A 26523-nucleotide genomic window follows, 5' to 3' on the forward strand; every position below is an offset into this window, starting at 1 on the left:
CTATCGGGACCGGAAGCCGCGACGCTCGGTCACCGTGATGGGCGAGACGTTGCCAAACCCGCGCAGCGGCCGGGGCGGCAGCGTCCGCGTGTCGAACTCGTCGCCGAGGGTCGCCGCGGTGGCCTCGTCGACGAGCACGCGGTTGCTGCGGGCGACGTGCGAGAGGCGCGCCGCGAGGTTGACGGGTGGGCCGAAGACGTCGCCGAGCCTGCTGATCGCCGACCCGGTGGCCAGGCCCACCCGGATGTCGGGCATGTCGTCGCGCGACGAGATCTGAGAGACCAGGTCGAGCGCCGTTCGCGTGCCCTCCGGCGCGTCCCCGATCACGAACAGGACGGCGTCGCCGAGCGTCTTGACGACCCGACCGCCGTGCGCGGTGACGATGTCGGTGCACCGGGTCTCGAAGTTCTCGACCAGGGCACCGAGGGTCGAGTCGTCCAGCTCGTTCGCCAAGGACGTGAAGCGCGAGAGGTCGGCGAAGCCGACCGTCAGGACCGTCGACAACAGCTCCTCGTCGGCCGCGCCCAGCGCCTCGATGCGCGCCGCCGCGGCGGCGAGGTGGCGCCGCCACGCGTAGATCATCAGCTGCTCGAACCCGGGCGCTGCTCCGGTGGCCAGGGTGACCGCCGCGCCGAGGCGGCTCTTGGCCTTGCCGCCCTGGACGTCGAGCTCGACCTGGTCGACGAGGGTCGAGACCTGCCAGTCGGCCAGCCGGGACATCGTGGTGCCCAGCGCACGGGTGATGCGGAAGACCGTCTCCTCGTCGAGCACGCCCGACTCGATCGACGCCGCGACCGTCGCGATCGCCGACACGTCGGTCTCGCCGTACGCGATGGCGTCACCGGTGTCGGGGAAGCCGAGCGCCCGCCACAGGCGCTGCCCGTCCTCGAGGCTCAGTCCGCCCTTGTCGGCGACCTCCGCACTGGTGAGGGTCAGCTCGCCGCCCAGGATCAGGCGCGCCAGCTCGTCGCGGAGCTCAGACCGACTCATCACTCGCCGTCTTGTCGTGCTTCTCGAACACGAGGTTGGACACGGTGCGGTGGAACGCCTCGATGTTGGGGATGTCCTTGAGCTGGAGGCCGGCCTGCTCGCTGGCGTCGTGGATGATCAGCGTGCCGCAGCCGAGGATGCGGTCGTTGAGGTTCTTCTCGAACGCCACGTCGTTGACGCGGCTCAAGGGGATGATCCGGCCCGTGCGGGTCAGGATGCCCTTCTGCTCCACGATGCGCTTGTTGGTCAGGGTGTAGGTCCAGGTGAACCACTTGATGAACGGGATGACCGAGCCCAGCAGGATCAGCACGAGCATGACCGCGACGACGATCCAGCGCGGGATGCCGTCACCGGAGTCGCCGACCTGGTTGATGAGGAACCCCCCGATGCCCGACAGCGCCAGCAGGACGAGGAAGGGGATGATGAGCACCTTGACGTGGGTGCGGGTCGTGGCGACGATCTGCTCGCCGTCGATCATCAGCTTGCGGGGGAGGGTCATGGGTTCATTTTCTCATGTCGCCGGCCGGACATGGGTGATATCACCGGCGCTGATGGCCTGGCCGTCGACGAGCAGCCGGCCGAGATCGTCGATGCCGGTCGCCTCGCCCTCGAGCGCGCCGCCGTCGGGGAGGCTCACGCGGACCCGCGTGCCCAGGGTGACGCACCGGCGGACGTACGACTCGCGGATGCCCGACCCGGGATCGCCGCCGGCCGCGGCCCACGCGCGGTAGAGCGCCTCGAGGTTGCGCAGGAAGCCGCGCAGGACGATCGTGCGGTCGGTCTCGGTCGCGCCCTCGAGCAGCAGTGAGGTCGCAGTGTCGACCGGCAGCTCCTCGCGACGCAGCGAGACGTTGAGCCCGACCCCGATGATCGCCGCCGAGCCCAGCGGCGTGTCGACCCGCTCGAGCAGGATGCCGGCGATCTTGCGGCCGTCGACAAGCACGTCGTTGGGCCACTTGAGCCCCGACTCGACCCCACACTCGTGCACGGTCGCGTCGACGGCCAGGCCGACCAGGAGCGGCAGCCACACCCATCGGTTGGCAGGCACCGCATCGGGGCGCAGCAGCACCGAGACGATCATGCCGGAGCCTGCTGGTGACTCCCAGGCACGGTCGAGCCGGCCGCGGCCCGCTGTCTGCTGGTCGGTCGTGTGCACGGTCCCCTCCGGCGCCCCGGCGCGGGCCGCCGCGGCGACGTCCGCGTTGGTGCTGCCGGTCTGCGCGGTCACCACGACGTCGGTCCAGAACCGGTCGGGCCCGGTCAGCGCCGATCGCAGGGCGTTGGCGTCGAGCGGCGGTCGGTCGAGGTCGCTGTAGGGCATGAGAACAGACTCACATACCGGTCCCGGCCTCTGATCGTTACGCTGACCCCCGTGACCGAACAAGAGATCGAAGCCCACCCCGAGCTCCACACGACCGCCGGCAAGCTCGCGGACTTCCAGCGACGCCAGCAAGAAGCCACGGTCGAGATGGCCGAGCGCGCTGCCGAGAAGCAGGCCAAGAAGGGCCGCGGATCCGCCCGCCAGCGCATCGAGGACCTCCTCGACGAGGGCTCGTTCGTCGAGCTCGACGCCCTGGCCCGGCACCGCAGCACCGCGTTCGGGCTGCAGGAGAACCGCCCGCTGGGCGACGGCGTGATCACCGGCTACGGCACGATCGACGGCCGTCAGGTGTGCGTGTTCAGCCAGGACTTCTCGATCTTCGGCGGCAGCCTCGGCCAGGTGTACGGCGAGAAGATCACCAAGGTCATGGACCTGGCGATCAAGTCCGGCTGCCCCATCATCGGCATCAACGAGGGTGCCGGTGCGCGCATCCAGGAGGGTGTCGTCTCGCTCGGTCTGTACGGCGAGATCTTCAAGCGCAACGTGCACGCGTCGGGCGTCATCCCCCAGATCTCCCTGATCATGGGCACCAATGCCGGCGGTCACGTCTACTCCCCCGCGGTCACCGACTTCGTCGTGATGGTCGACAAGACCTCCAACATGTTCATCACCGGCCCCGACATCATCAAGACGGTCACCGGCGAGGACGTCACGATGGAGGACCTCGGCGGCGCGCGCACGCACAACACGAAGTCCGGCAACGCGCACTACATGGGCGCCGACGAGGAGGACGCGCTCGAGTACGTCAAGGCGCTCATCTCCTACCTGCCGCAGAACAACATGGAGGAGCCCGAGCCGTACGACGAGGTGGCCGACCTCGAGCCGACCGACACCGATCTCGCGCTCAACACGCTGATCCCCGACTCGGCCAACCAGCCGTACGACATGCACACCGTCATCGAGTCGGTCCTCGACGACGGCGACTTCCTCGAGGTCATGCCGCTGTTCGCGCCCAACATCATCATCGGCTACGGCCGCGTCGAGGGCCGCAGCGTCGGCGTCGTCGCCAACCAGCCGATGCAGCTGGCCGGCTGCCTCGACATCGACGCGTCCGAGAAGGCCGCCCGCTTCGTGCGCACGTGCGACGCGTTCAACATCCCGGTGCTGACCTTCGTCGACGTGCCCGGCTTCCTGCCCGGCACCGGCCAGGAGTGGGACGGCATCATCCGCCGCGGCGCCAAGCTCATCTACGCGTACGCCGAGGCGACCGTCCCGCTCGTCACCGTCATCACCCGCAAGGCGTACGGCGGCGCCTACGACGTCATGGGGTCCAAGCACCTGGGCGCCGACATCAACATCGCCTGGCCGTCCGCCCAGATCGCCGTCGTCGGCGCGTCGGGAGCCGTCGGCATCCTCTACCGCAAGGAGATCGCGGCAGCCGACGATCCCGAGGCCAAGCGTGCCGAGCTGATGACCGAGTACGAGGACACGCTCTGCAACCCCTATCTCGCGGCGGAGCGGGGCTACGTCGACGCGGTCATCGAGCCGGCCCAGACCCGCGCCGAGGTCGTCAAGGCGCTGCGACTGCTCAAGACCAAGCGCGAGACGCTGCCGCCCAAGAAGCACGGGAACATCCCGCTGTGACCGACGAGAGCCCGGAGCCCACGGCGGAGACCGTCGAGGCCGCGCACCGGCCGATCCTCCGCGTCGTCAAGGGCGACCTGACCGCGGAGGAGCTGGCGGCGCTCGTGGCGGTCGTCGCCGCCCGCAACGCCGCGGCGGCCCATGCCGCTGCAGGGAGCAAGCCCAAGGCACGCTCCCAGTGGGGACATCCGGCCCGGATGGCTCGCACGCCGCACCGGGTCGGCCCGGGCCAGTGGCACCGCTCCGCGTACGGCGGCTGACGATGCCCCTGCGGCCGCTGGCGGACCTGTCGCCCGCCGACTGGTTCGTCGACGACGACGCCTCGCCCGTCCTGCGCGCGCATCTCGGACCGTCCGGCTTCGAGGCGTACGCGCGGGTGCTGCACAGCGAGATGAATCCCGGCCACGGCGACCGCTACGAGGGCCATCTCGACGACGACCTGCTGTCGGCCTTGACCGGTGTCCTGGCCAGGCACACGACGACCCCCGCCGACTGCTTCTTCGCGCTGTGGAACGGCTACGGCGACATCCACGGCGGCGACTCGGCCCAGTTCCTGACGGCGTTCGCCGGCCCGGTCCGCTGGCCCGGACGGCTCTTCACCAAGGAGAAGCCGCGGCCTCCCGTGCCGCCGGCGTTCCCCCAGAGTGTGATGGACGGGCCCACGCTGGACATCCTCGGCGAGCCGCACTTCCTGTTCGCCGGGCCGATCACCGAGGCCGGCCAGTGGGGCGCGGCCTCGTTCGGCGCCGGGGTGCCCCGCGACATCAACAGTCCCAACCTGATGTGGCCCGCCGACCACGCCTGGTTCGTGACGACCAGCATCGACGGCACGTGGACCGGGGTGGGCGGCAGCAGCGCGCTGATCGACGACCTGCTCGCCGAGCCGGCGCTCGAGGTCGTCCGCAACCGCTACGACGAGGGAGCACTGCGATGAGGATCGTCCTCGCCTCGGCCTCACCCGCCCGGCTCGCGACCCTGCGCGCCGCCGGGATCGAGCCGGAGGTGATCGTCTCCGGTGTCGACGAGGAGCGCATCACCTCGACCGACGCCGCCAACCTGGCCGCCGCGCTGGCACAGATGAAGTGCCGCACGGTCGCCGAGCAGGTCGCAGCTGACGCCCTGGTCATCGGCTGCGACTCGGTCCTCGCGTTCGAGGGCGAGATCTTCGGCAAGCCGGCAGGGCCCGTCGAGGCCGCCGGCCGGTGGCGCCGGATGCGCGGCAGCAGCGGCGTCCTGCACACCGGTCACTGCGTGCGCCGGGGCGACGAGGAGTTCGTCGAGACCGCGTCGACGATCGTGCACTTCGCCGACATCACCGACGCCGAGATCGATGCGTACGTCGCCACGGGCGAGCCGCTGCAGGTCGCCGGGGCCTTCACGATCGACGGCCTCGGAGGTGCGTTCATCACCGCGATCGAGGGCGATCACCACAACGTCGTGGGCCTCTCGCTCCCGCTCCTGCGCGAGCTCGTGGGCGACCTCGGGATCGCCTGGCCGGACCTCTGGACGCTGCCCAAGGCATGAAAGCGTTGGCCAGTGCCCCGAAACAGTGGGAGACTGGACGGACGATGGCAACTTCACCGCGGCGACGCCGCTACCACGCATCCAGTCCCTTCCAGGCCGGTCCGGAGGTCGTGAACGAGGTGTACGAAGTCGGTGCTCGCGTCTCCCACGACACGTTCGGGCTCGGTCGCATCGTCAGCCTCCAGGGCACCCAGTCGGCCCAGGTCGACTTCGGCGACGAGGTCAAGCACATCCCGCTGCCCTGCGCCAAGATGACCAACCTGTAGGTCCCGTCCAGCCGTGCTCGGACCAGGTTCAGCCTGTGGTTCCGCGCAGCCGGGCCAGGTGCGCCTGCGCCTCGTCGGTACGACCCGCGCCGTAGATCCGCAGCATCTCGGCGATCTCGGGGTACGCGTCCGCCAGGCGGTCCGCGGCGGCCAGGTGGTCCGATGCGCTCGCCACCCGCCGGAACAGGTCCTGCAGCTCGGTCAGCGCCTCGTCGCGCGTCGAGCGGCGCGTGGTCAGGATGTCGCCGCCACCGTGCACCAGGGCGATGCGGGCCAACGCCGCCTGCGGGTCGAGGTCGCCCCGTTCGACGGCGTCGACCGCGTCGTGCATCACCTGCAGTCGCTGCGCGGCCACAGGATTGCCGATCTTGACCCGGCGGGCATTGATGAGCTGCGAGAGCATGGGGGCCGAGATCCCCAGGACCTGGGCCAGCTGCGACTGGTTGAGCCCCAGGGCGCGGCCGCACCGGTTGAGGATGTCCCCCAGCGGCTCGCCGTAGATCTCCGCCTGGGCCGCGCGTCCCTCCATCATCCGCCTCCGGTTTGCGTTCGCAAAAACAGTTCATCTTGACACATCCCGCAAGCGTGTACGAGAGTCGTCGTGCATTTGCTTTTGCAAACATCAACTACCGGGGGACTCCATGCTTCGCACCACCACGGCCGCCGTGCTGGCCTCGACCGTCCTGCTCGCCCTCGTCCCGGCCGTCCCGTCGGCCGCCGCCGAGTCCGACCCGACCGGCCGCATGATGCTGGTGCTCGACTCGTCCGGCTCCATGAAGGAGAAGGCGGCCGGCGGGCAGACCAAGATCGCCGCCGCCAAGCAGGCCCTCGGTGACGTCATCTCGTCATTGCCCGACGATCAGGTCGTCGGCCTTCGGGTGTACGGAGCCGAGGTCTTCTCCCGCGACGACGCTGGTGCGTGCAAGGACTCGCAGCGCGTGGTCGACCTCGCCGCCGACAACCGCGACGAGCTGCGCAAGGCCGTGTCGACCTACAAGCCGTACGGCGAGACTCCCATCGGCTACGCGCTGCAGCAGGCCGGCAAGGACCTGGGCGGCGAGGGCCAGCGCACGATCGTGCTGGTCTCGGACGGTGAGCCCACGTGCGACCCCGATCCGTGCAAGGTCGCGAAGGACCTGTCCGAGGACGGCATCGACCTCAAGATCGACGTCGTCGGCCTGGACGTGTCGGGCAAGGCGCGCAACCAGCTGCGCTGCATCGCCGACGCCGGAAACGGCACCTACTACGACGCCGACGACGCGGAGTCGCTCACTGACAGCCTCACGGTCTCCTCGACCCGCGCGTCTCGTCCGTTCGACCTGACCGGCGAGCCCGTCGAGGGCACCGCCGATCCCGCGTCGGCCCCGACCCTGGGCAACGGGCAGTACCTCGACCGCATCCCGGCCTCGGGGTCCGTCTCCTACCGGATCCCACGCACGGCCCCCGGGTCGACGATCCATGTCGGCGTGACGCTCAAGGGAGTCGGCGGCAGCGCGGGCAACGGCGTCAAGATGCAGCTGTTCCCCGGCGGGACCGACGCGTCCCCGGCCTCGTGCGGCACCGCGTCGGGGTTCGGCAACGGCATCGGCGTGCGCGACCCGATCCTCTACGGCAGCGGGATGACCTGGCAGCCCGATCCGAAGGACCCCTGCAACACCGCGAAGGAGATCGTGGCCACGCTCGACGCGAGTGTCGGTGGTGCCGAGATCGCCGGCCGGCCGATCGAGATCGCCGTGTACGAGGAGCCGCCCCTGGCCGACCGGACCGGACGCGACCAGGCCGCCGCTCCTGCCGAGCCCGAGTGGACGACCCTCGAGCCCTCGACCCCGCAGGACGTCGTGCCGGGCACCAGCATCGCGAACGCGCCGGTCGTGGCGGACGGCACGTACGCCGGTGACCTCAACCCCGGCGAGTCGCAGGTCTTCGCGGTCCCGCTCGACTGGGGCCAGAACGTGCAGGCGCAGCTCGACGCCAGGCTGACCCGTGACGTCATCGAGGCCGGCGGCGTCGGCAGCGGCATCGACGTCAGCATCATCGGCCCGGTGCGCGACGGCGGCGCCGTCTCGTTCTACGGCAACACCCCCGCCGACTGGGAGGACGCCCCGCTCGCCAACCTCCAGGGGACGCCGACGTTCCGGACCGGCGCCCAGAGCCAGACCATCGGCTTCCTCAACCGGGGCTCCACCAGCCCGGACGTCCAGGGCGCGTCGGTGGCCGGCCTGCGCTACGTCCAGGTCACCTACAACGTGCGCGGCGACGAGGCCAACCTGCCCTACACCCTGACGCTCAGGACGAACGGAGCCGCGGGCGAGGGCGAGCCGAAGTACGCCGACACCGACGGCCTGCTCGTGCCGAAGGCGGACTCCCGCCTGGTCGAGCGGCCGTCCGACGACCAGGGCGACGGCGATGCGCCGGCGGACGAGGCCGGCAAGGACGAGGCCGGCGCCAAGGACGACGACGGTGGTCTTCCGCTGCTGCCGGTCGGACTGGGCCTCCTGGGCGCGCTGCTCGTCGGCGGAGCGGTCGTCGTGCTGCGCCGGTCCCGGGTCGCGGACTAGCCGAGCAGGGCGGCGGCGACCGCGATCAGCGCGATCCCGGCCGCCGCCAGCCCACCGGCGACCAGCCGCAGGCGCGTCCGTCGCGTGAGTGGCTGCCGCGTCGCAGCCTGACGTGCAGGGCCCGCCGGTCCGTCCGTGCCCCATCCGACCGGGAGCTCCGGCAGGTGGTCGAACACCTCGACGGGCTCGCCGTCGGGCTCACCGACCCGGATGGTCGCGAGCTCGGCCCGCGCCGCAGCGGCGGACGGGTGTCGTGCTGCCGGGTCCGGGTCGCTCAGTCGTCGCTGGAACATCGCGAGGGGGCCGTCCAGCACGACCGGTGGACCACCGGGCCGAGCCCCCGTCAGCAGCTCCTGGAGCACCATGCCGACGGAGTAGAGGTCCTGCCGCGGATCGGGGTCGGCGCCGCGCTGCACTTCCGGGGCCGCATAGCCCGGCGTGTGGACGATGTCGCTCGCCCGGGTCAGTCGCGGTTCGTCGAGGGCAACGGCGATGCCGAAGTCGGAGAGCCGCAGGTGCGGCTCACCGGTCCCGGTCGGGTCCAGCAACAGGTTGGCCGGCTTGACGTCGCGGTGCACGATCCCGGCGTCGTGCACGGCGGCGAGGGCGTCCAGCAGCTGCATGGTGATCGCCTGCACGAACGCAGCAGGCAGCGGGCCGTAGTCCGCCACGAGGGTTGCGATCGACCCGCCGGCGACCAGCGGCATCGCGAACAGCACCCGGTCGTCCTCGGCCGACCAACCGGTCGGCGCGACGACGTGGGGGTGCTCGATCCGCGTGGCGGTCTCCCGCACGAATCGCAGGAGGGACGCGCCATCTGACTGGCTCAGCATCTTGGCCGCCCGGTACGTACGGTCGCGCAGGTCCCACACCCGCCACACCGTGCCCATGCCGCCGGCATCGAGCACGTCGACGAGCTCGTAGCGCCCCGCGAAGACCTCTCCCACGCGGGAGAGCCTAGGCGCTCGTCACTCGACCGGCAGGCCGAGTCCCCGCGCGATGAGCATGCGCTGCACCTCGGACGTGCCCTCACCGATCTCGAGGATCTTGGCGTCGCGGTAGAACCGGGCGACGGGATACTCCTCCATGAAGCCATAGCCACCGAAGACCTGCGTCGCAATGCGGGTGGCCGTCACCGCGGACTCGGACGTGTAGAGCTTGGCGATGGCGGCGGCCTGCTTGAACTCCTTGGCCGGTGCGCCCGCGTCCTTGAGCGCGGCTGCCTGATAGGTCAGGGCGCGGCCCGCCTGGGCCATGACGGCGAGGTCGGAGATCTGGAAGGCGACGCCCTGCTTCGTGCCGATGGGCACGCCGAACGTCGTGCGCTCGCCGGCGTACTGCACGCAGAGGTCGAGGCACGCCTGGATGCAGCCCACCGCGAGGGCGGCGATCGCGACCCGGCCGTCGTCGAGCGTTGCCAGGAACTGGGCGTAGCCGCGCCCCCGGGCGCCGAGCAGGTGGTCGGCGGGCACGCGGGCGTCGACGAAGGACAGCGGGTGAGTGTCGGAGATGTGCCAGCCGAGCTTGTCGTACGCCGGCTCGACGATGAAGCCCGGCGTGCCGGAGGGCAGGATGATCGTGGAGAGCTCCGGCGTCCCGTTCTCGCGCGTGCCGGTGCGCGCCGTGACGGTCACGAGCGAGGTGATCTCGCTGCCCGAGTTGGTGATGAACTGCTTCGCGCCGTTGACGACCCACTCGTCGCCGTCGAGCTCGGCCTTGGTCTTGGTCGCGCTGGCGTCGGAGCCGGCACCGGGCTCGGTCAGCCCGAAGCCCGCGAGCGTCTGGCCGCCGACGAGGTCAGGCAGCCAGCGCTCCTTCTGCTCCTGCGTGCCGAAGGTCAGGATGGGATTGATGCCAAGGCCCACCGCCGCCTCGAGCGTGATCCCGATGGACTGGTCGACCCGCCCCAGCTCCTCGATCGCGACGCAGAGGCTGGTGAAGTCGCCGTCGGCCCCACCGAACTCCTCGGGGGCCGTGAGGCCGAAGAGCCCGAGGTCGCCCATCTGCTTGACCAGATCCACCGGGAAGTGATGGTCCTTGTCCCACTTCGCGACGTGAGGTGCGACCTCGGCCTCGGCGAACTCGCGGACGCTGCGGCGGAACGTTTCGTGCTCACGGGAGAGGGCGAAGGTCATGGCAGCATGTTAACAACCGTTAACCAACGTTAACCAGATGGCACCGACGAGCAGCGTCCGGCGTAACCAACCTCATAGCGCCGATGGCGGGCGAACGCCCTAGACTGCGGCAGGCAACCGTGTCGGATCGAGGAGAACATTCAGTGAGCAAGCCTTTGGCCAAGGTCCTGATCGCCAACCGCGGAGAGATCGCCGTGCGCGTGATCCGCGCGTGCAAGGACGCCGGCATCGGCAGCGTCGCGGTCTACGCAGAGCCCGATCGTGACGCGGTGTTCGTCCGCCTGGCCGACGAGGCCTACTCGCTCGAGGGGTCGACGCCCGGCGACTCCTACCTGTCGATCGAGAAGATCATCGCCGTTGCCGAGCGCTCCGGCGCGGACAGCGTGCACCCCGGCTACGGCTTCCTCGCCGAGAACGCCGACTTCGCCCAGGCTGTCATCGACGCCGGGCTCATCTGGATCGGCCCGCCGCCCGCGGCGATCGAGAGCCTCGGCGACAAGGCCAAGGCCAAGCAGATCGCCCAAAAGGCCAATGCACCGCTCGCACCCGGCACCAAGGACGCGGTCAAGGACGCTGACGAGGTCGTCGAGTTCGCCAAGGCCAACGGCCTGCCGGTCGCGATCAAGGCGGTCTTCGGCGGCGGCGGCCGCGGCCTCAAGGTCGCCCGCACGATCGAGGAGATCCCCGAGCTCTTCGAGTCAGCCGTGCGCGAGGCCGTCAGCGCGTTCGGACGAGGCGATTGCCTCGTCGAGAAGTTCCTCGACAAGCCGCGCCACGTCGAGACCCAGTGCCTGGCCGACTCGCACGGCAACGTCGTCGTGGTCTCGACCCGCGACTGCTCGCTGCAGCGTCGCCACCAAAAGCTCGTCGAGGAGGCGCCCGCACCGTTCCTCACCGACGACCAGGTCGAGCGCCTCTACGCCTCGTCCAAGGCGATCCTGCGAGAGGCCGGCTACGTCGGCGCCGGGACGTGCGAGTTCCTCGTGGCCCGCGACGGCACCATCAGCTTCCTCGAGGTCAACACCCGCCTGCAGGTGGAGCACCCGGTCTCCGAGGAGGTCACGGGCCTCGACCTCGTCCGCGAGATGTTCCGCATCGCCGCCGGCGAGGAGCTCGGCTACGACGATCCCGAGATCCGCGGCCACTCGATCGAGTACCGCATCAACGCCGAGGACGGCGGCCGCGGCTTCCTGCCCGCCCCCGGCACCCTGACCAAGTGGGCGCCCCCGTCGGGGCCCGGCGTACGCCTTGACGGCGGCTACGAGGAGGGCGAGACGATCCCCGGCTCGTTCGACTCCCTGGTCGCCAAGCTCATCGTGTCCGGCACCACCCGCGAGCAGGCGCTGGAGCGGTCGCGCCGCGCGCTCGACGAGTTCGTCGTGGACGGCATGCCGACCGTGATCCCGTTCCACCGCTCCGTGATCGACGATCCTGCGTTCACCGCGGCTGACGGCAGCTTCGACGTCTACACGACGTGGATCGAGACCGACTACGACAACCAGCTCGAGCCGTACGCCGGCGACAGCGCCGACGCGGACGAGCCCACCGAGCGCGAGCGCGTGACGGTCGAGGTGGGCGGCAAGCGCGTCGAGGTCGTGCTGCCCGGCGGCCTCGGCGCATCGGCCGCACCCGCCGCCGGCGGTGCCAAGAAGCCCAAGCGCAAGGGCGGCAAGGCTGCCGGCGCAGCGGCGGGCGGCGACTCGCTCACCGCGCCGATGCAGGGCACCGTCGTCAAGGTCACCGTCGAGGAGGGTCAGACCGTCGCCGCGGGTGACCAGATCGTCGTCGTCGAGGCCATGAAGATGGAGCAGCCGATCAACGCGCACAAGGACGGCGTGGTGACCGGCCTGGCCATCGAGGTCGGTGCCACGGTGACGTCCGGCGAGGTCATCGCCGAGATCAAGGACGCCGCGGGCGAGTAGGACCCGCCGAGGCGGGCCGGCTCAGGCCCGCTTGGGCGGCGGGGCGGAGTCGACCTCGCCGAAGGCGATGCCGGCTGCCCAGACGATGAGGATGACGCCGATCCACGTGCCGACTCCCTCGATGCCGAACCCGCTCGCCGGGAACACCAGGTCGGTCAGCAGCAGACCCAGCCAGGTCAGCGCCAGCCCGCCGGCGATCGTGTAGCCGCGGGCGAAGCGGTTGACGGTGCTGACCACGACGCCGCGCAGCACGACGGTCAGCGCCGTGAACAGCACGACCGCGAGGACGAACCACCAGAGCTCGATCGTGAACCGGTCGAAGATCCAGGCCGCCAGTGCCAACGCCGCGGCGTTGGCGGCAGCCGAGATCGCCACCGACTTGAGGAGAGCGGTCATGCGGTCGAGTATCCCAGACACGCCGTCAGCCCCGTGACAGCCTCAGGTCATCGTCACCGTGATGACGCCGGTCGACGAGCGGGTGATGTAGCCGTGCTCGAAGTACGCCCTGAAGCGGCCGCCGGAGATCGACGCCTCGGTCTTCGTCGGTCGGCCCAGCTCGCCGGCGGCCTCGCCGAGCTCACGGTACTTCGCGTCGATGCCCTGCCACACGGCGTACGAGGCGTAGCGACCGTTGCGGAAGACGCGGTGGATGCTGCCGCGGGCGAACCGCTGCACCTGCACGCCGGCGACGGCAGTCGACTCGGCCTCCGACGCCGGCATGCCGAGGATGCCCGACTGCGCCTTCAACGCGTTGTAGCCGGTGCGGAAGTAGTTGGCGACCGAGAACGTGCCGGCCGTCGACGCGTAGAGGTCGAGCTTCTGCAGCCGCGCCTTGCGCCCGCCGGTGAAGATCGTCTCGCCGATGAACACCGGGCCGGTCGTGGCGGAGCCGAGGAACGTCGCCCGGGTCTTGATCGAGCTGGTGTAGCCCGACACGTACGCCGACACCCGGTCGCGCAGCCCGCCGCTCTTGGACAGCCAGGCGTAGGCCGCGGCACCCGGGCAGGCCGTGCTCACGACGTTGCGGTGGCCGGCGATGCGGTGGAAGGCGCGGTCACCGATCTTGTAGGTCCCGGTCGCCGGGTGGAACGTCGTGCCGAGGCGCCACCCGATGAGCCTGACCATCGCGGACTTGGTCGCCGAGCTGGGCTCCGACGACGAGAACGTGCCCATCATCGAGACACCCATCGTGTAGGTGTTGACCGACTTCACGCCGGCGTGGGCACCGCGCACCGGGACGCTCGTCCCGCCGTTGCGGCCCTCGAAGATCTGGCCGTACTTGTCGACCAGGAAGTTGTATCCGATGTCGCACCAGTCACGGCCCTTCATGTGATACGCCTGCACGGCCCGGACGATCCCGGGTGACTGCGACTTGGAGTAGGAGTTGGTGCCGGCCGTGTGGTGCACCACGATGCCGCGGGTCTCGTTGCCGGCGCGCGGCGAGTCGCAGTAGGTGTTCTTCCGCGCGCCCCAGCCCGAGCGCGAGATGATCGACGGCTTCCCGGTGTACGCCGGCGAGCCGTCGGCGACCTGCGTGACGGCGCCGTCGCCGGCGGCGGAGTGGAACGCGGTGCTGACGCCCGAGTCGGCTCCGACGGTCGACGCGCTCGACGCGGTCGTGCCCGGATCGATCGTGGCGACGGAAAGCCCCTTGGGTCGCTCGCCCGTAGGGCTCGTCACGCGTACGGCGACCCCGTCGGCGGAGCCGGCCCACAGGGGCTCGGTGCCGTCACGGCCGCCCTCGCCCTCGTCGCTCTCGACGTGCAGCTCCTCCCAGTCCGACCACGAGCCGTCAGTGCGCAACCGGACCTGGACGGTCATGCCCTTGGCCTCGAACCCGCGCTCCCACGTCACGCCCACGAGCCCGAAGTCACCCGTCCGCCTCGCCGGCAGCTGGGCCACGAGGTCCGCCGCGTCGTCGTCGGCCCTCTCGGCAGCCTCGGCGACCGCGTCGCTGACGGCGGGCACCGTGGTCGTGCCGACGTCGACCGGCTCCGCCGCGGCGGCCGGGGTCGTCGCGAGGTCAGCCGAGGACTCGGCGTGGGAAGGGGCGGAGATCAGGGCGGACAGCACGAGCGCTGCGATCGATCCCGAGATGAACGGACGCATGCGCTCGACGATAACCCGCGAAGGTGTCGGCGCTAAAACCTGAACCAGGACGACTTGAGCCCGAACGCCGTTCGCGCCTGGTTGCCCGTGATCGTGACGGTCTTGGTCGACCCGACGAGGCTGATCGTGCTGACCCGTCCGCCCCAGCTGCCGTGGCCGTTCCGGGTGAGCACCTTCAGCTGCTTGAGCGTGCCGATCGCCGGGTATGCCTTCTCGATCCTCGAGGCGGTGACGCTCGCCGTCCACGTGTGATGAGGGTTGCCCGAGAAGTCGTCCCACGTGTCGATGACGGCCTTGAGGTACGGCTGGCTGCCCGGCGCGGTGTAGCCACCGGACGACGACGAGAACTGCGTGAACGCCGGCTTGCCCTCGTACGTGAGGATCCGGCCGGCCGTCCCGCTCACGGCCGCGTTGGTGGCGGTGGTCTCGCTGCTCGCACCGCGGTAGACCTGGCACGAGGTGGTGCTGCAGATGTCGTAGTAGCGCGACGACGTGATGCTGCGGACGCCGTACGTGCGTGCGGCCACGGCTTGGGCCTTGAGCGCCTCCGGCATCCAGCTCGACGGCATCTCGGCGGCGATGACACCCCGCACGTAGCTCTCGATCGACACGACGTCGACGGTGTCCCGCTTCCACGAGCCCGCATAGGGCACCGCCGAGCGGAGCGCTCCGCGGTACTTCGCCGCCGAGCCGTCGGGCAGGATCAAGGAGATCGTCGAGGCCGTCGAGGGACCCTCGAACTGGCCGTCGCCCACCCAGACCATGTTGCGGAACGTGAGGTAGCCGCCGTCGGTCCGGTACTGCAGCGTCGAGCGGGTCTTGTTGCTGCCGAGCTGCACGATCTGCCAGCGCGTGATGGTCTTGCCGCCCGCCGTGGTGGGCAGGGCGACCTTCGTGTTGGCCGCGACGTTGCGGAACGTGAGCCCGGTCCGCCCGGCGACGACGACGGAGTCGGAGGTGTCCTGGGAGATCAGCACCCTGATGGAGCCGGCCTTGGTCCCCAGCGCCGTGCCGGGGTAGTAGTGCGACAGGATCTTGCTGTAGGTGACGCCCTGCTTGGCCGCGCCCTGCGCACCGTGCTGGCTCATCCCGATCCCGTGTCCGTAGCCGTGGCCGGTGACCGGGATCGTCCGGGAGCTCGGCACCGTGACGGTGTCACCCGTGGGCGCCGTCGCGAGCTTGACGGTCTTGGGGGTGGTCTGCCAGACCGTGATCGCCTTGCCGGCCGAGCTGATGGCGCGGACCCAGGCGTAGTAGGTCTTCCCGGCCGTCAGGTCGCGGACCGCGAGGCGCGGCGAGCCCGATGTCGGCGCCGTGACCGTCTTGCAGGACGTGCCGCACGTGGTGGGTCGGCTCGACGACGTGGACACGTGCACCTGGTAGCGCGTCGCACCCGGGTAGGAGCTCCACGTCAGGTCGAATCCCGTCGCCGTGACGTTGCTGACCGCGCGGCCGCCGACCTGCGCGGTGATGGCCGTCGAGGTCCCGGCGAGGCGACCGGCGACCCGGTCCCGCAGCCCGCCGCTCGCCGACAGCCAGGCGTACGCCATGGCTCCGGGACACGCGGTGCTCACGACGTTGCGGTGGCCGGCGATGCGGTTGAGCGTCTTCCCGCCGAGGGAGTACGTGCCCTTGGCGGGCAGGTTGTACTGCGCGAACCGCCACGAGACGAGGTTGACGACGGCGGTCTTCATCTCCGCCGAGGGCTCGGTGCTCGTGAAGGTGCCCATCAGCGAGACGCCCATCGTCTCCTGGTTGACCTTGTCGTTGCCGGAGTGCGCGGCGCGGACCGGCTTGGTGATGCCGCCCGCCCGGCCCTCGAAGATCTGTCCGTACTTGTCGACCAGGAAGTTGTAGCCGATGTCGCACCAGTCCCGGCCCTTCATGTGATACGCCTGCGTCGCCCGCACGATGCCTGCCGACTGCGCCTTGGTGTACGTGTTGCTGCCCGCGGTGTGGTGGATCACCGCGCCCCGCGTCGTACTTCCGTAGATCGGGCTGCTGCACGAGCTCGAGCTGTCGGCGCCCCACGTCGACCGCAGGATGATGGCCGGCTTGCTCACGGTCACTGCGGGTGCCACCACGGTGCCGGCAGCGGCCGCCGACTCGTCCGGCTCGCTCGCCTCAACAGTCGTCAGCGAGAGCCCGGTCGGCCGGGCGTCCCGCGCCGAGAGGACGCGCACCTCGGCGCCGTCGGCGGATTCGACCCACTGCGGCTCGGTCCCCGGCAGCCCGCCCTCTTCCGGGGCCAGCTCGATGTGCAGCTCGGTCCACGCCGACCATCGGCCGTCACTGCGCCAGCGTGCCTCGACGACGGTGTCCTCGGACTCGAGCCCGCCCTTCCAGGTCACGCCGAGCATCGCGAACGGCTTGAGCCGGCGATCCGTCAGCCGGGCGACGACGTGATCGGCGTGCGAGTGCTCGGGCTCACCGGGCTCGTGCTCGGCGAGCGGCTTGCCCGCCTCGGGCGCCGCCTGGGCCGGGATCTCGTGCTTGACCACCTTGACCGGAGGGGGCGTGGGTGCCGCCGCGCGACCCGGCGTCCCGCCAGTGACGTCGGTGCCGGCAGCCTGCACGGCTGACGGCGCGAGCGCGCCCGCTACCAGCAGCGCCGCAACGGTGAGGCCCGGAAGACGCCGAGCCGTACGCCAGGAAAGCATGGGGGAAGTCCGATCCTGTGTAACGGGTGTGACTCATGTGACAGATGAGGTGATCCGACCGATTATGCTCACATTTTTGCCCGAAGTTCCAGCGGAAATCGGCGATCGGCCGAACTACAACCGTGTCATTCCTGCGGTTGCAGGGGCCGCGCGCGACCTCAGCCGAGGCGGTGCAGGCGCCGCGCGGCTTCGGCGACCGACCCCGACAGCGACGGATAGACCGTGAAGGCGTCGGCAACCTGGTCGACCGTCAGCGAGGCGGACACCGCCAGTGACAGCGCATGGATCAGCTCGCTGGCGCGCGGGGCGACGACGACGCCGCCGACGACGACGCCCATCCCCCGTCGGGCGAAGATCTTGACGAAGCCGTCGTGCACGCCCTGCATCTTGGCGCGGGCGTTGGAGGCCAGCGGCAGCATCGCCACGTCGATCTGCAGGTCCGACTCGTCGACCTGCTGCTGCGACAGCCCGACCGTGGCGATCTCCGGTGACGTGAACACGTTGCTCGCGACCTTGCCGAGGTCGAGCGGGTGGACCGCGTCGCCGAGCAGGTGGGACATCGCGATCCGGCCCTGCTGGGCGGCGACCGAGGCCAGCATCAGGACGCCGGTGACGTCGCCGGCCGCGTAGATGCCGCGGACGTTGGTGCGCGAGACCCGGTCGACCTCGATGAAGCCCTGGTCGCTGAGCTCGACCCCGACGGCGTCGAGGCCCAGTCCCTCGGTGTTGGGGATCGAGCCGATCGCCAACAGGCAGTGCGAGCCGTCGACCGTGCGTCCGTCGGTCAGGGTCACCCGGACACCGTCACCCGTGCGCTCGACGGACGCCATGCGCGAGTTGCCCATGACCGTCATGCCCCGCCTGGTGAAGACCGCCTCGATGACGTTGGCGGCGTCGATGTCCTCGCCGGGCAGCACCCGGTCGCGGCTCGACACGAGGGTCACCGCGGCGCCCAACCCGTTGTAGGCACTGGCGAACTCCGCACCCGTGACGCCGGAGCCGACGACGATCATGTGCTCGGGCAGCTCCTGCAGGTTGTAGACCTGCTCCCACGTCAGGATGCGCTCGCCGTCGGGCTGCGCATCCGCGCTGACCCTCGGGTGGGCGCCCGTGGCGAGCAGGATCGCGTCGGTCTCGACCCGCACGTCGCCGTCCGCGGTGCTGGCGACGACGGCACCGGCGCTCTCGATCGTCGCGGTGCCGTCGATCATCGTGATGCTGCTCGCCGCGAGGCGCTCCGCGATGTCGTCGGACTGCGCCTGCGCGAGGCCCAGGACGCGGGCGTTGACCGCCGCGAGGTCGGCGCGGACGGCCTTGGGGACCTGTACGCCGAGCTCGGCGGAGGTGCCGACCTCGGTCAGCAGGTCAGAGGTCGCGATCAGCGTCTTGCTGGGCACGCAGTCGGTCAGGACCGTCGAGCCACCGAGGCCGTCGCGCTCGACGAGCGTGACCTCCGCACCGAGCCGCGAGGCCACCAGGGCCGCTTCGTATCCACCCGGTCCGCCGCCGACGATCGTCACATGGGTCACCGGACCAGTCTCCCATTCCCGACGAGCGCGTCGCCACCGGTCGGCGGCCGCACGACTGTCGTAATGTACGGCAGGTGACTACTCAGGAACTGGCTCAGCAGGCCGCCGACGCACTGCGCGAACGTACCGGAGGGGTCGACCACGACATCGCCCTCGTGATGGGCTCCGGCTGGCTCCCGGCCGCCGACGCGCTCGGCGCGGCAGACCACGAGGTCCCCCTCGCCGAGCTGCCCGGGTTCAGCGCTCCTGCGGTCGCCGGGCACGGTGGCACGGTGCGTTCGGTGAGGCTCGGTGACCGCCGTCTGCTGATCTTCCTGGGCCGCACCCACTTCTACGAGGGCAAGGGCGTCGCCGCGGTGGTCCACGGCGTACGCACGGCAGCCGCCGCCGGCGTCAAGACCCTCGTGCTCACGAACGGCTGCGGCGGCCTCAACCCCGACTGGGCGCCGGGCACGCCGGTGCTGATCAGCGACCACATCAACATGACCGCGACGTCGCCCCTCGAGGGCGCGACCTTCGTCGACCTCACCGACCTGTACTCGTCCCGGCTCCGGGCGTTGTGCAAGGAGGCGGACCCGAGCCTCGACGAGGGCGTGTACGTCCAGCTGCCCGGCCCTCACTACGAGACGCCCGCGGAGATCGGGATGGTCCGCGCGATCGGCGGCGACCTGGTCGGCATGTCGACGACGCTCGAGGCCATCGCTGCCCGGGCTGCGGGGATGGAGATCCTCGGCATCTCGCTGGTCACCAACGCGGCGGCCGGGATGACCGGCGAGCCGCTCAACCACGAAGAGGTTCTCGAGGCCGGCAAGGCCGCGGCGACGCGGATGGGCCGCCTGCTCGGCGACGTGCTGCCGAGGATCTGATGCGGGTCCTCGTGACGGGTGCCGCCGGCTCGATCGGCAGCACCCTCCTTCGAGGACTGCCTTCGCTCGGGCACGAGATCCGCGCGCTGGACCTGGTCGACGGGCCCGAACCGGCCCTCGGCTGGGTCACCGGCGACTGCCTGGACCCTGCCGTCGCCTTCGAGGCCGTGGCCGGGGTGGACGCCGTCGTCCACCTGGCCGGCAACCCCGACGAGGCATCCCTGCCCGAGAGCCTGGAGTCCCACGTCCACACCACCGGCCGGCTCCTGGAGGCGATGCTCGCCCACGGCGTCACCCGGATGGCGTACGCGAGCAGCAACCACGCCGTCGGGCACACGCCGAGCGGGGAGGTGCTGACCGTCGCGGCGAGACCGCGGCCGGACACCCACTACGGCGTCGCCAAGGCCTCGGCCGAGGCGCTGCTGAGCCTGTACGCCGATCGCCGCGGGATCGATGCTGTCGCCATGCGTATCGGCTCCTTCCACGAGCAGCCGACCAGCGTCCGCGAGCTGTCGACGTGGCTGTCCCCCGGCGACGCCGTGCGCATGACCGACGCCGCCGTCCGGACCACCGTGCCGGGCTTCCACGTGCTGTACGGGATCTCCGCCAACACCCGATCGTGGTGGGACCTGGGTCCGGGCCGCGCTTTGGGGTACGACCCGCAGGACGACGCCGAGGCGTATGCGGACGTCGTGACACCCGCTGCGGGTGACGCGGCCGAGAACGCCTACGTCGGCGGCCCCCTCGTCACCCAGCTCGAGCTACCACCCGCCTTCTGAAGGGAAGACCATGACCGACGACCTGCTCGCCCGCGCCGAGGAGTGGCTGGACCAGGACCCCGACGAGGCGACCCGTGCCGAGCTGCGGACCCTCATCGACGCCGGCGACACCGCCGAGCTGGAGGACCGGTTCCGCGAGCGGCTGCAGTTCGGCACGGCCGGCCTGCGCGGCGCACTCGGCGCCGGGCCCAACCGGATGAACCGGGTCATCGTCGCGCAGGCCGCGGCCGGCCTGGCCGCGTACCTGCTCGAGCACGGCTCCTCGCCGTCGGTCGTCGTCGGGTACGACGCCCGGCACAACTCCGACGTCTTCGCCCGCGACACCGCCGAGATCATGGAGGGCGCCGGCGTGCACGCGTTCCTCCTGCCGACGCACCTGCCGACGCCGGTCCTGGCCTTCGCGATCCGGCACCTCGGCTGCAGCGCCGGCGTCATGGTCACCGCGTCGCACAACCCACCGCAGGACAACGGCTACAAGGTCTACCTCGAGGACTCGAGCCAGATCGTGCCTCCCGCCGACGCCGACATCTCGGCAGCGATCGACAGCGTCGGCCGGGTCGACGAGATGCCGCGCAGTGATGCGTACGAGCTGCTGGGCCCGGAGGTCGCCGAGGCGTACGTCCGGGCGGTCGTGGCGTTGCCGTCGGACGGGCCGCGCGACATCGTCGCGGTCTACACCCCGATGCACGGGGTCGGCCGGGACACGCTGGTCGACGCGGTCGACCGGGCCGGCTTCCCGCCGCTGCACGTCGTGCGCGACCAGGCCGAGCCCGACCCCGACTTCCCGACCGTGGCCTTCCCCAACCCCGAGGAGCCTGGCGCGATGGACCTCGCGCTGAAGCTGTCGTCGGAGGTCGGCGCCGACATCATCGTGGCCAACGACCCCGACGCCGACCGCTGCGCCGTGGGCGTCCGGGACGGCGAGGCGTACCGGATGCTGACGGGCGACCAGGTCGGCGCGCTGCTCGGCGACTTCCTGCTGCGCAAGGGCGTGCAGGGCACGTACGCGGCATCGATCGTCTCGTCCGACCTGCTCGGTCGCCAGGCCGCGGCGCATGGGCAGCCGTGGGAGCAGACGCTGACCGGGTTCAAGTGGCTCGGCAAGATCCCGACACTCGTGTTCGGCTACGAGGAGGCTCTCGGCTACAGCGTCGCGCCGGACATCGCTCGCGACAAGGACGGCGTCTCGGCGATCATCACGGTGCTGGAGCTCGCCGCGACGCTCAAGGCCGAGGGACGCACCTTGATCGACCGGCTCGACGAGATCTACCGCGAGCACGGGCTGCACGCCACGGCCCAGCTGTCCGTGCGGGTCGAGGACCTGTCGATCATCTCCCGCGCGATGCAGACGCTGCGGACCTCTCCCCCGACGTCGTTGGGTGGGCTGGACGTGACGTCGGTCGACGACCTCGCGGACGGCTATCACGGCCTTCCGCCCACGGACGGCGTCCGGCTCGGTCTCGAGGGCGACGCCCGCATCATCGCCCGTCCGTCGGGCACCGAGCCCAAGCTCAAGTGCTACATCGAGGTCGTGGTGCCGGTCACCGACTCGATCGAGGCGTCCCGGTCTGCCGCCGACGAGACGATCGCCGACATCAAGGCCGACCTGGCGGAGGCACTGGGCATCTGAGGGGGCGGCCGTCACCGGATGACGTCCGACCAGCCGGAATCCACCGCCAGCGACCGCACCCCGCCGCTAGGCTCACCCGCATGACGACACCTGCCGCACCGGCGAAGCGACCCGGCAGGGGCTGGTACGCCGTGGCGGCCGTCCTGGCTGTCGTGGCCGCCGCCACCGTCGTCGTGCTCGTCGTGTGGATCGCGCGGGCCATCGCCGGCTACTCGGTGACACCGTTCGAGGACGACAGGTCCACGACCGTCACGATCAGTGAGCGCGACGTCGCGATCTGGTTCGCACCCCAGGACGCCCCGGCGAGCTGCACCGCCACCGACACACAGACGCAGGAGTCGTCGATCAGCTCCGGCACGGCGTCGAAGGTCACCATCACCGACGACGGCACCACGTGGAAACGGGTGGGGATCGTCAAGGGCGCACCCGGCTCCGTCCACCTCGTGGAGTGCGACGGTGGCGCGCAGGCATACGGCTATGCCGACAACCCCCGCATCGGGCGGTACGTCCTGCCGGCCGTCGCCGGAGGCCTCCTCGGCCTGGCAAGCGGCATCGCAGCCTTCGTGATCGTGCTCGTGGTCGCCATCAAGCGCCATCGCAAGCCCACCCCGACGGCCTGAGGTCACGTCTGCAGCAGAGCGACGACCAGGCACGCGAACCCGGCCGTGATGAGCACCGACCTGGCATGGTTCCACCTGGTCCACCGGCCCTCGAACGCCGTTCGCAGCGTTGCCGCGTCGTCCGTGCCGGCCTCGAGGGCGTCGTTCATCGGCACGTTGACCGCGAAGGTGATGACGTACGCGCCGACGGCATGGAGCGCCAACCCCGCGACGACCCACGGTCGTGATGCCTCGTCCCAGCCGAGCACCAGCGCGACCACCGTCACGAGGAAGCTGCCGCCGTACGTCAGCGCGAACACCGGGTTGAGGATGGCGACGTTGATGCCGCGCATCGTGTCGACGAACGCGGCGTCCGGGGCGCGACGCAGCCCGGGCATGACGACGTACGAGAAGGTCGCGAAGAGTCCGGCCGACAGGCCCATCAGGACCGTGCCGGCGGCGAGCAGTGTGGCGGTCATGGACTCATCCCACACCACGCGGGCGTGCCAAGGCAGGCGCCCGCGCCGCTCACCTGGATGAGACGGCGCGGGCGCGCGAGAGCCGGGCGGTTCCTACTTGCTGGCGACGACCAACGTGAAGGTGACCGACGACGTGCCACCGAAGGCGTCACCGGAGTACTTCGCCACCAAGGTCTTGCGGCCGGCGGTGGCGAACCTCGCCAACGAGACCGTGACCTTGCCGTTCGACACGGTCCCGGTGCCCAGCAGCTTGGTGCCCTGATAGACCTTCACGGTCCCGCCGCTCGGCGTGTAGGCCGTGCTGGACACCACGAACGGGACCTTGGCCCACGTCTTGCCCTTGACGACGCGGGCGATCGTGCCGATCCGCTTCGTCGTGGTGGCCGCCTTGCCGACGGTCAGGTCGGCCGTCGTCTGCGCCGGCTCGTACGACTGGTCGCCCGCGTAGTAGACGTCGAGCTCGTAGTCACCCGGTGGGAGCGACGTGTCGAGCGAGATGGTGGCGCTCCCCCCGGTCATCATGCCGCTGCCGATCACGGTGTCGCCGTTGCCGACGAACACGAGGCCCGATGCCTGCGGTCCGCCCGTCACCGTGACGACCGCCGAGGTCCCGTACGTCGACGGGTCCACGGTTGCGCTGATGTCCGCGTCGCTGCGGAGCACCGTCACCGTCACCGTCGTCGTCGACGGCTGGTGGTTGCGGTCGCCGGCGTAAGCAATCTTCAGGACGTGCGTGCCGAGGCCGAGCGCGCCGGCGTCGAGCGTCGCCCGGCCGTCCTCGAGCGCCGCCTCGTCGAGCTCGGTGCCACCCTCGGACACCGTCACGGCGCCGGTGGCGGGCGTCTCGTTGGACGACGTCACGGCCACGGCCACCTCGATGTCGGCACCGGCCCGGACGCTGTGGGGCGCGTCGGCCGTGACCGTCGTGGCCACCGGGCCGGGATCGAACCCGACGATCTCCGGGTCGTGGTCGCTGGCCCGGTAGGGGTTGACCTGGTAGAAGTCCGTCACGTTGTAGTTGTGCCGGCTGTACTCCCGGGCCAAGGACTCGTAGGAGTTGATGTTCCAGATGTCGGCACCGGTCACGTTGGCGAACGCCTCGGGAGAGGCGAACACGTGGTCGAGCGACCCGACCGCACCGTCGAACTGGTAGGTCTCCTTGTCGGTCAGCTCGGCGGGGACGTTGACGTAGCCGGCGTCCTCGATGACCTTGACCGGGTCCTCCTCGTTGTACGAGTTGAAGTCGCCGGTCAGGAACACCTTGTCGGTGCCTGCAGCGGTCCCGAACTCCTCGGCGAAGTCGACCAGCGCGTTGGCCTGCGCCACCCGCGCCGGGTTCGACGCACCCTGGCCGTCGCCCGTGTCGGCGTCGACGCCGCTGCCCGAGCCCTTGGACTTGAAGTGGTTGACGATGACCGCGAACGTCGAGTCCGCCGAGCCGTCCGCCAGCTTGAAGGCCTGTGCCAGGGGCTCACGCGCGTTGTCGAACGCCGGCACGTCGAGGATCCGCGACTCACCGACCACGTCGACGACGTCGGGCTGGTAGATGAACGCCGTGCGGATCAGGTCCTGGCCGGCCAGGTCCGGCAGCTGCGCCGGGGACTCCACGAATGCCCACCGGGTCTCTCCGGCGTCGGCGTTGAGCGCGTCGACGAGGGAGGACAGCGCGGTGTCGCGGTCGATGCCGAACTTGAGCGAGTTCTCGATCTCCTCCAGCGACACGACGTCGGCGTCGAGCGCGTTGATCGCCTTGACGATCTTGGCCTGCTGACGGCCGAGGTTGACCGCGTTCGCCGCGCCGCGGGGACCGTTGCCGGTGCCGGCCGACGGGTTGCCGCACTCGTTCGCCGTGATCTTGTTGCCGGCGCGATCGGTGTAGTAGGTGCAGACGTTGCCCGCACCGGCGTCGTACGCCTCGGCGGTCGTCGTGAAGTAGTTGAGCACGTTGAACGTGCCGACCTTGACGGCACCGCCGACGTCCTTGGGCGCCGCTGCACGCGTCGAGGGGCCGAACACGACCGGCTCGTCGCCGCCCGCGAGCAGCTGCTGCGTCGGCTGCAACCGCCACGCGTTGTTGCGGTGGTCGAGCACGACCGGGTCGTCGAACGCCACGTGCTGGCCGACCCGCACCTCGTTGGTCGGGGTGAGCCAGGGCAGGGCAACCGACTGGTTGGCGGCGCTGAGGAAGTTGAGCGACGAGCCGTCGTCCAGCGTCACGAGGTCGGCCGCGTTCTTGGCCGCGAGGGCCTTGGCCGGGGCGCCCGGCGCCACGACGTTGGTCGGGGTGTCGAACGGCTCGTCGCCCGGCGCGAGCCCGATCTCGGCGTACTGGTTGGTCGTGTAGTTGTTGGTGATCGTGAACTGGCCCTGGGGTGCCAGCAGCATCCCCTCGAGCGACTCCTTCTCGGCCGCCGAGAGCGGGAACGTGACCTGCGCGGGAACGACCGCCTCGTGCTCGTCGGGCAGCTTGCTGAACGACGTGGCGTTGAGCTCGGTCATGCCACCGAACTCGACGACCTTCCCGACGACCTCGACGTAGTCACCCTTGTCGACCCCGTTGGCGAAGCTCGAGCCGAAGACGAACAGGCCGTCGGAGGCGTCGTGCTGGTCCAGGTCGATCGCACCGCCCGTGCCGGGCGTCTGGATGTAGGCACCGCTGAAGCCGCCCGTGCGGTAGACGGCGGTGACGACGCCGCGGGTCGTCGCGACCGCACGGCGTACGGGGCTCACGGCGTCGGTGCCCTGGATGCCCGCGATGGGACCGTCGTACGGGGTGGGCGTCGGCAACGCGCACGTCGGACCGCACGCCAGCGGGCTGACGGTCGTGGAGCGGGTGAAGTCGGCACTGTTGTTGTCGCTGTCGGCGTACGCCGAGCGGTTGAGCGAGCGCGGGTCGCTCGTCGCCGTGGGAGCTGCGGCGGCCGCGGTCTCGTAGGTGTTGGCGTTGCCCCAGCCGATGAAGTCCACGACGCCGTTGGCGCTGGACAGCGAGCCCTTGACGTCGCCGACCACCGCGGCCGGCAGCAGGTCGGTCGAGCTGACCAGCGCGAGGCTGCCGCCACCGTTGCCGGGACTGAAGGTCGTGACCTGGTCCGGGGTCGGCAGCGCAGCGCCGGTCTGGCCGTTGCCCGAGCCGCCGACGAGGAACGTCTTGCCGGGCTGGATGATGCCCTCGAGGTCGTACTTGGTCGCCGCCGGGAAGTCGGCGCTGTTGGTCGGGGGGCGGTACTGCAGCGACCAGGTGCTGAGGTCGACCGCCTCGTCGGTGGGGTTGTAGAGCTCGACGAACTTGGCGTTGTAGGGCGCGTTGGCGCTGCCGCCGTTGACGTAGAGCTCGTTGATCACGATGCCGTCGCCGGCGACGGACGCCGATGCAGGTACGGCGACGAGTGTTGCCGCGCCGACGGCCAGGGCGGACGCCCATCGCGCGATGGTGGAGCTGTGCATGTGTGTGCTTCCCCTCGGAGGTGGTGGCGATGGGCGCTCGCCTCCCGGGGACGCGTGAACGTCCC

23 protein-coding genes are annotated in these 26523 nt (G+C 70.6%); 11 read left to right on the plus strand and 12 right to left on the minus strand.

The genetic code is table 11. The features are described from left to right. The 3 genes from AB0N22_RS08870 to AB0N22_RS08880 are packed head-to-tail and all read right to left on the minus strand — an operon-like array spanning window position 1 to window position 2311. Window positions 1–990, minus strand: a complete 990-nt coding sequence (locus AB0N22_RS08870; protein WP_364638321.1) for an adenylate/guanylate cyclase domain-containing protein — start codon at window positions 988–990, stop codon at window positions 1–3. Then, window positions 977–1489, minus strand: a complete 513-nt coding sequence (locus AB0N22_RS08875; protein WP_364638324.1) for a PH domain-containing protein — start codon at window positions 1487–1489, stop codon at window positions 977–979. The genes AB0N22_RS08870 and AB0N22_RS08875 overlap by 14 nt, the downstream gene beginning before the upstream one ends. 12 nt (window positions 1490–1501) lie before the next feature. Continuing rightward, window positions 1502–2311: a biotin--[acetyl-CoA-carboxylase] ligase gene (locus tag AB0N22_RS08880; RefSeq protein ID WP_364638326.1), complete on the minus strand. Its 810-nt coding sequence runs from the start codon at window positions 2309–2311 to the stop codon at window positions 1502–1504. Window positions 2312–2362: 51 nt separating this feature from the next. On the opposite strand from AB0N22_RS08880, the gene AB0N22_RS08885 reads away from it, so the two are divergent. The 5 genes from AB0N22_RS08885 to AB0N22_RS08905 are packed head-to-tail and all read left to right on the plus strand — an operon-like array spanning window position 2363 to window position 5745. Next, window positions 2363–3955, plus strand: a complete 1593-nt coding sequence (locus tag AB0N22_RS08885) for an acyl-CoA carboxylase subunit beta (RefSeq protein ID WP_364638329.1) — start codon at window positions 2363–2365, stop codon at window positions 3953–3955. Then, a complete protein-coding gene (locus AB0N22_RS08890) occupies window positions 3952–4215 on the plus strand; it encodes an acyl-CoA carboxylase epsilon subunit (RefSeq protein WP_364638332.1) in 264 nt (87 codons plus the stop codon). The genes AB0N22_RS08885 and AB0N22_RS08890 overlap by 4 nt, the downstream gene beginning before the upstream one ends. A 2-nt stretch (window positions 4216–4217) precedes the next feature. Beyond that, window positions 4218–4889 (plus strand): hypothetical protein, encoded by a 672-nt coding sequence (locus tag AB0N22_RS08895; RefSeq protein ID WP_364638335.1) that lies wholly within the window; start codon window positions 4218–4220, stop codon window positions 4887–4889. After that, window positions 4886–5479: a nucleoside triphosphate pyrophosphatase gene (locus AB0N22_RS08900; protein WP_364638337.1), complete on the plus strand. Its 594-nt coding sequence runs from the start codon at window positions 4886–4888 to the stop codon at window positions 5477–5479. Before AB0N22_RS08895 ends, AB0N22_RS08900 begins: the two co-directional genes overlap by 4 nt. A gap of 44 nt (window positions 5480–5523) precedes the next feature. Beyond that, complete coding sequence (locus AB0N22_RS08905) at window positions 5524–5745, plus strand: hypothetical protein (RefSeq protein ID WP_364638340.1); 222 nt, start codon at window positions 5524–5526, stop codon at window positions 5743–5745. A gap of 28 nt (window positions 5746–5773) precedes the next feature. Here AB0N22_RS08905 and AB0N22_RS08910 read toward each other — a convergent pair whose 3' ends face one another. Further along, window positions 5774–6277, minus strand: coding sequence for a DNA-binding protein (locus AB0N22_RS08910; RefSeq protein ID WP_364638343.1), 504 nt, complete (start codon window positions 6275–6277; stop codon window positions 5774–5776). Window positions 6278–6386: 109 nt separating this feature from the next. Between AB0N22_RS08910 and AB0N22_RS08915 the strand changes: the two genes are divergently transcribed. Beyond that, on the plus strand, window positions 6387–8303 hold the full coding sequence (locus AB0N22_RS08915; RefSeq protein ID WP_364638345.1) for a VWA domain-containing protein: 1917 nt from the start codon (window positions 6387–6389) through the stop codon (window positions 8301–8303). Here the strand turns inward: AB0N22_RS08915 and AB0N22_RS08920 are convergent. Together AB0N22_RS08920 and AB0N22_RS08925 are read right to left on the minus strand one after the other, a co-directional pair. Then, window positions 8300–9250, minus strand: a complete 951-nt coding sequence (locus AB0N22_RS08920) for a serine/threonine-protein kinase (RefSeq protein WP_364638348.1) — start codon at window positions 9248–9250, stop codon at window positions 8300–8302. The genes AB0N22_RS08915 and AB0N22_RS08920 overlap by 4 nt on opposite strands. A 21-nt stretch (window positions 9251–9271) precedes the next feature. Next, window positions 9272–10438, minus strand: coding sequence for an acyl-CoA dehydrogenase family protein (locus AB0N22_RS08925; protein WP_364638351.1), 1167 nt, complete (start codon window positions 10436–10438; stop codon window positions 9272–9274). 143 nt (window positions 10439–10581) lie between these two features. On the opposite strand from AB0N22_RS08925, the gene AB0N22_RS08930 reads away from it, so the two are divergent. Continuing rightward, window positions 10582–12360 carry a biotin carboxylase N-terminal domain-containing protein gene (locus tag AB0N22_RS08930; protein ID WP_364638354.1) on the plus strand — a complete coding sequence of 593 codons (1779 nt, stop codon included), beginning with the start codon at window positions 10582–10584 and terminating at the stop codon, window positions 12358–12360. Window positions 12361–12381: 21 nt separating this feature from the next. Here the strand turns inward: AB0N22_RS08930 and AB0N22_RS08935 are convergent, their stop codons facing one another. The 4 genes from AB0N22_RS08935 to AB0N22_RS08950 form a co-directional block, all read right to left on the minus strand. Then, complete coding sequence (locus tag AB0N22_RS08935) at window positions 12382–12756, minus strand: hypothetical protein (protein WP_364638357.1); 375 nt, start codon at window positions 12754–12756, stop codon at window positions 12382–12384. A 42-nt stretch (window positions 12757–12798) separates the two neighbouring features. Continuing rightward, window positions 12799–14469, minus strand: coding sequence for a peptidoglycan recognition protein (locus AB0N22_RS08940; protein ID WP_364638360.1), 1671 nt, complete (start codon window positions 14467–14469; stop codon window positions 12799–12801). Window positions 14470–14501: 32 nt separating this feature from the next. Then, window positions 14502–17129, minus strand: coding sequence for a SpoIID/LytB domain-containing protein (locus tag AB0N22_RS08945; RefSeq protein ID WP_364638363.1), 2628 nt, complete (start codon window positions 17127–17129; stop codon window positions 14502–14504). Between the two features lie 158 nt (window positions 17130–17287). Then, complete coding sequence (locus AB0N22_RS08950) at window positions 17288–18658, minus strand: NAD(P)H-quinone dehydrogenase (RefSeq protein ID WP_364638366.1); 1371 nt, start codon at window positions 18656–18658, stop codon at window positions 17288–17290. 74 nt (window positions 18659–18732) lie between these two features. On the opposite strand from AB0N22_RS08950, the gene AB0N22_RS08955 reads away from it, so the two are divergent. The 4 genes from AB0N22_RS08955 (at window position 18733) to AB0N22_RS08970 (ending at window position 22553) form a co-directional block, all read left to right on the plus strand. Further along, on the plus strand, window positions 18733–19524 hold the full coding sequence (locus AB0N22_RS08955; RefSeq protein ID WP_364638369.1) for a purine-nucleoside phosphorylase: 792 nt from the start codon (window positions 18733–18735) through the stop codon (window positions 19522–19524). Next, the gene (locus AB0N22_RS08960; protein ID WP_364638372.1) at window positions 19524–20303 is read left to right on the plus strand and encodes an NAD(P)-dependent oxidoreductase; all 780 of its coding nucleotides are present in this window, start codon (window positions 19524–19526) and stop codon (window positions 20301–20303) included. Before AB0N22_RS08955 ends, AB0N22_RS08960 begins: the two co-directional genes overlap by 1 nt. Window positions 20304–20313: 10 nt before the next feature. Beyond that, window positions 20314–21933, plus strand: coding sequence for a phospho-sugar mutase (locus AB0N22_RS08965; protein WP_364638375.1), 1620 nt, complete (start codon window positions 20314–20316; stop codon window positions 21931–21933). 80 nt (window positions 21934–22013) lie between these two features. Beyond that, window positions 22014–22553, plus strand: coding sequence for a hypothetical protein (locus tag AB0N22_RS08970; protein WP_364638378.1), 540 nt, complete (start codon window positions 22014–22016; stop codon window positions 22551–22553). 2 nt (window positions 22554–22555) lie between these two features. Here AB0N22_RS08970 and AB0N22_RS08975 read toward each other — a convergent pair whose 3' ends face one another. Further along, window positions 22556–23011 (minus strand): anthrone oxygenase family protein, encoded by a 456-nt coding sequence (locus tag AB0N22_RS08975; RefSeq protein ID WP_364638380.1) that lies wholly within the window; start codon window positions 23009–23011, stop codon window positions 22556–22558. Between the two features lie 93 nt (window positions 23012–23104). Continuing rightward, the gene (locus AB0N22_RS08980; protein ID WP_364638383.1) at window positions 23105–26458 is read right to left on the minus strand and encodes an ExeM/NucH family extracellular endonuclease; all 3354 of its coding nucleotides are present in this window, start codon (window positions 26456–26458) and stop codon (window positions 23105–23107) included. Between the last annotated feature and the right edge of the window lie 65 nt (window positions 26459–26523).

Source organism: Aeromicrobium sp. NPDC092404 (assembly GCF_040684095.1).
Classification (GTDB): Bacteria; Actinomycetota; Actinomycetes; order Propionibacteriales; family Nocardioidaceae; genus Aeromicrobium.

Coding starts and splice junctions, on each gene's coding strand:
- AB0N22_RS08870 (WP_364638321.1), bottom strand. CDS start 990: ATGAGTCGGTCTGAGCTCCGCGACGAGCTGGCGCGCCTGATCCTGGGC.
- AB0N22_RS08875 (WP_364638324.1), bottom strand. CDS start 1,489: ATGACCCTCCCCCGCAAGCTGATGATCGACGGCGAGCAGATCGTCGCC.
- AB0N22_RS08880 (WP_364638326.1), bottom strand. CDS start 2,311: ATGCCCTACAGCGACCTCGACCGACCGCCGCTCGACGCCAACGCCCTG.
- AB0N22_RS08895 (WP_364638335.1), top strand. CDS start 4,218: ATGCCCCTGCGGCCGCTGGCGGACCTGTCGCCCGCCGACTGGTTCGTC.
- AB0N22_RS08900 (WP_364638337.1), top strand. CDS start 4,886: ATGAGGATCGTCCTCGCCTCGGCCTCACCCGCCCGGCTCGCGACCCTG.
- AB0N22_RS08905 (WP_364638340.1), top strand. CDS start 5,524: ATGGCAACTTCACCGCGGCGACGCCGCTACCACGCATCCAGTCCCTTC.
- AB0N22_RS08910 (WP_364638343.1), bottom strand. CDS start 6,277: ATGATGGAGGGACGCGCGGCCCAGGCGGAGATCTACGGCGAGCCGCTG.
- AB0N22_RS08915 (WP_364638345.1), top strand. CDS start 6,387: ATGCTTCGCACCACCACGGCCGCCGTGCTGGCCTCGACCGTCCTGCTC.
- AB0N22_RS08925 (WP_364638351.1), bottom strand. CDS start 10,438: ATGACCTTCGCCCTCTCCCGTGAGCACGAAACGTTCCGCCGCAGCGTC.
- AB0N22_RS08935 (WP_364638357.1), bottom strand. CDS start 12,756: ATGACCGCTCTCCTCAAGTCGGTGGCGATCTCGGCTGCCGCCAACGCC.
- AB0N22_RS08940 (WP_364638360.1), bottom strand. CDS start 14,469: ATGCGTCCGTTCATCTCGGGATCGATCGCAGCGCTCGTGCTGTCCGCC.
- AB0N22_RS08945 (WP_364638363.1), bottom strand. CDS start 17,129: ATGCTTTCCTGGCGTACGGCTCGGCGTCTTCCGGGCCTCACCGTTGCG.
- AB0N22_RS08960 (WP_364638372.1), top strand. CDS start 19,524: ATGCGGGTCCTCGTGACGGGTGCCGCCGGCTCGATCGGCAGCACCCTC.
- AB0N22_RS08965 (WP_364638375.1), top strand. CDS start 20,314: ATGACCGACGACCTGCTCGCCCGCGCCGAGGAGTGGCTGGACCAGGAC.
- AB0N22_RS08970 (WP_364638378.1), top strand. CDS start 22,014: ATGACGACACCTGCCGCACCGGCGAAGCGACCCGGCAGGGGCTGGTAC.
- AB0N22_RS08975 (WP_364638380.1), bottom strand. CDS start 23,011: ATGACCGCCACACTGCTCGCCGCCGGCACGGTCCTGATGGGCCTGTCG.
- AB0N22_RS08980 (WP_364638383.1), bottom strand. CDS start 26,458: ATGCACAGCTCCACCATCGCGCGATGGGCGTCCGCCCTGGCCGTCGGC.